General features: G+C 70.7%; 3 protein-coding genes. 1 reads left to right on the top strand and 2 read right to left on the bottom strand.

The annotated features are described in order from the left end of the window. Positions 1-762, bottom strand: a 762-nt coding sequence (locus QMK34_RS47060; RefSeq protein WP_326421543.1) for a hypothetical protein, incomplete at its 3' end; no start/stop codon positions are given. A gap of 148 nt (positions 763-910) precedes the next feature. Here QMK34_RS47060 and QMK34_RS47055 point away from each other — a divergent pair. Further along, positions 911-1,870 carry a threonine ammonia-lyase gene (locus QMK34_RS47055; RefSeq protein WP_326421541.1) on the top strand — a complete coding sequence of 320 codons (960 nt, stop codon included), beginning with the start codon at positions 911-913 and terminating at the stop codon, positions 1,868-1,870. 109 nt (positions 1,871-1,979) lie between these two features. Here the strand turns inward: QMK34_RS47055 and QMK34_RS47050 are convergent, their stop codons facing one another. Beyond that, the gene (locus tag QMK34_RS47050; RefSeq protein ID WP_326421539.1) at positions 1,980-3,482 is read right to left on the bottom strand and encodes an MFS transporter; all 1,503 of its coding nucleotides are present in this window, start codon (positions 3,480-3,482) and stop codon (positions 1,980-1,982) included. Between the last annotated feature and the right edge of the window lie 144 nt (positions 3,483-3,626).

The raw sequence follows: 3,626 nt of genomic DNA, 5'->3' as shown, positions 1-3,626 counted from the left end.
GGTCTTCGGTGTCGTCGGGGTGGTCGGCGGCGCGCTGTCCGTGGTCGGCGTGGTGGTCGGCGTCGAGGTGCCGGACGGCGTCGTGGTGGACGGCGGCGCGTCCGGGGTCTCCGAAGGCGTCGTGCTCACCTTGGTCGACGGCGTGTCCCGCTGCTGCTCGGTGCTGTGACCGGAGCCGCCGCCGAACAACGTCGTGCCGCCGTTACCGTTGCCGCCGAGCTTCTGGCCGGTCGCGCCCTCGAAACCGGTGATCGCGATGATGGCGACCACGAAAGCGAGCACGCTGGTGCCGATGACCAGCGGCCAGCGCAGCTTCCGCAGCCTGCTCGGCTCCTGGCCGGGGCTCGTTTCGGTGTCGCTCTCGGTGCCGGTGCCGCTTTCGCCGCTGGGCAGGCGCAGGTTCACCGTCGGCTGGTCGGCCGGGTTCACCGGCAGCAAGACGGTCTGGCCGGGGGCGGCGCGATCCTGCGGGGTGAGGTCCTGTTGCGCGCGAATACGGCGCCCGCCGGACGTCGCCAGTGCCTCACGCGCCTTGGCGGCCGCGTCCCTCGTGCGTTGCAGCGAGCGCAGGTACAGCTCACCGCCGACGGTCGTGACGATGCTGCCAACGCCCGCGCCCAGAACCGTTCCGGCGACCCCGAGCGTCGAGCCCAGCACCGCCGCCGTGACCGCCGCCAGCGCGGCGGCGAGCACCGACGCGATCCGGACGCCTGACTTCTCGGCCGGTTTGACCGAGCTCTCCGCTTCGTTCCCCTTGCTCATGATTCCGATCTGCTGTCGCCTGACTTCTCAGCCTTACAACGATTAAGGCGTGCGGGATGCTCCCTTCGTTGTCCCATGGTGAGGAGCACCACTACGACCGTCCACAATGGACTTCGCAGTCTTCACATTTCCTTGACATAATCAGGACATGAAACTGGTGACGATCGACGAAATCCGGGCGGCCGCGGAGCGGATCAAGGGCACCGCGGTACGCACGCCGCTGCTGCGCCAGCCGTGGGCGGAGCGCGGGGAGTTGTGGCTCAAACCCGAGAGCCTGCAAGACATCGGCGCGTTCAAGGTGCGCGGCGCGTACAACGCCGTCGCCGCGCTGGACGAGGATCAGCGAGCGCGCGGAGTCGTCGCCTATTCGAGTGGAAACCACGCGCAAGCGGTCGCTTACGCGGCGAAACTGTTCGGCGTGCCCGCGGTGATCGTCGTGCCGGACGTGACACCGCGGATCAAGGTCGAGGCGACGCTGGCCCACGGCGCGGAGGTCGTGGAGGTGCCGATCGGCGAACGCGAATCGGCAGCGTACGCGCTGGCCGAGGAACGAAAACTGACGTTGATCCCGCCGTTCGACCACCCGGCGGTGATCGCCGGGCAGGGCACGATCGGGCTGGAGATCGCCGAGGACCTGCCGGGCGCGGAGGTCGTGCTCATCCCGGTCAGCGGCGGTGGGCTCGCTTCCGGCATCGGCACGGCGATCAGGGCGCTGTGCCCGGACGCGAAGGTCTACGGGGTCGAACCCGAGCTCGCGGCGGACACCGCCGAGGGGCTGCGCCAGGGCAGCCGCGCCGACTGGCCGATCGAGCGCCGGGCCCGCACGATCGCCGACGGGCTGCGTTCCCAGCCATCGGAGCTGACGTTCGCGCACCTGCGGCAGGTGCTCGACGGCGTGCTCACGGTGACCGAGGACGAGATCCGCTCCGCCGTGCGGACGCTGGCGTACCGCTCCCGGTTGATCGCCGAGCCGAGCGGCGCCGTCGCGACGGCCGCCTACCTGTTCCACGGCGACGAGCTGCCGACCGGCAAGACGGTGTCCATCGTGTCCGGCGGGAACGTGGACCCGGCCATGCTCGCGGAGCTGCTCACCCCGCCACGGCCCTAACCCCTGCGGCCCCGCATACCCACGCCCCATCCGGGTGAACGACACCCACCACACTGAGGAACTCGGCCCCCTGAGCGTGGAACTCAGGCGAGTTCCGCGCTCGGGGTGGTCAGGGGCCGCTGACCGTCGAGGTCGGGCGGACGTGCGTGGGCGGGCCGTCGATGCCGCAGTGCAGGCACTCGCCGGGGTGCGGGCTCTCGGTGTTCACGGGATCGTTCGCGGGATCGGGTGACGGTTCGGCGGAGGAGTCGCCGAGGACGCCGTTGTGGATGCCCAGCGCGATCAGGCCACCGGCGACGGCCAGCACCGCGCACACCACCAGCGCCGTCCGCCAGCCCGCGGTCAGCGCCGTCGGGTCGGTGTAGGCGGCGCCGGTCAGCCCGGCGGCGGCCGGGAGTACGGCGATCGCGAGCAGGCCACCCGATCGGGCGATGGCGTTGTTCACCCCGGAGGCGACGCCCGCGTACCGGTCCGGCGCGGCGGCCAGGACGGTCGCGGTGACCGGGGCGACCACGGTGGCCAGCCCGAGCCCGAACACCGTCACCGCGGGGAACACGGCACCGAGGTACGACGCGCCGGGCGCGACGCGCGTCAGCAGGAGCATCCCGGCCCCGACCAGGATCGGGCCGACGACGAGCTGGGTCCGCGGGCCGATGCGCTGCGCGAGCGCGCCCGAACGGCCCGAGAGCAGCAGCATGATGATCGTGATCGGCAGTCCGGCGAGCCCGGCGGCCGTCGGCGAGTAGCCCAGCGAGACCTGCAATTGCATGACCATCAGCATCATCACCCCGCCGAGCGCGGCGTAGACGACGAAGGTCAGCGCGTTGGCGAGGGTGAACGTCCGGTCGCGGAACAGCGTCGGCGGCACCAGCGGGTCCACCGAGCGGCGCTGCAGGTAGGCGAACGCGCCCAGCCCGGCCACGCCGACGACGGCGGCGATGAGCACGATCGGGTCACCGATCCCCCGTCCGGGTGCCTCCACCAGCGCGCCGGTCACCCCGGCGAGGCCGAGGGCGCCGAGTGCGGCAGCCCCGAAGTCGGGGTGACCTGTGGCTTCGGTGTCCCGCGACTCCGGCACGAACCTGCGTGCCATCAGCACACAGATCACGGCCAGCGGCAGGTTGATCAGGAACGCCAGCCGCCACGACCACACCTGCACGAGCACCCCACCGAGCAGCGGCCCGGCCGCCGCCGCGATCCCGCCGAGCCCGGACCAGACCCCAATCGCCCGCGCACGGTCATGGTGAGCGAAAGACGACTGCAGGATCGCCAGCGAGCCCGGCGTCAGCAACGCACCTCCAATGCCCTGCAAGATCCGAGTGGCAACCAGCATCTCAGTGGACATCGCGGCAGCGCACAGCCCGGAAGCAACCCCGAACCAGACCACCCCAACGAGGTACATCCGCCGCCGTCCGTACCGGTCCCCCAGTGACCCGGCAACCAGAATCAGCGCGGCGAGCGCCAGCATGTACCCATCAAGAATCCACTGAAGCCCAGCAACAGAGGCATGCAGCTCCGCCCCGATCCGAGGCAACGCAACATTGACGATGGTCCCATCCAGCATGGCCATCCCCGACCCCAAAATGGTGGTAGCAAGCACCCCCCGCCCCACCCGACTACCCCACCGAATCCCCTGCTCACCCAAACCGCCCACCTACCCGCCCACCCAACCCATCAACCCAGCCCAAAACCTGCCCAACCCAACCAAGCCCACCAGACCCAATCCAACCCGACCAAGCCCACCAAACCCAGCCCC

This window comes from Amycolatopsis sp. H20-H5, from assembly GCF_035828755.1.
Lineage (GTDB): Bacteria > Actinomycetota > Actinomycetes > Mycobacteriales > Pseudonocardiaceae > Amycolatopsis.
This window is presented reverse-complemented; position numbering and strand designations above follow the sequence as displayed.

Coding starts and splice junctions, on each gene's coding strand:
- QMK34_RS47055 (WP_326421541.1), top strand. CDS start 911: ATGAAACTGGTGACGATCGACGAAATCCGGGCGGCCGCGGAGCGGATC.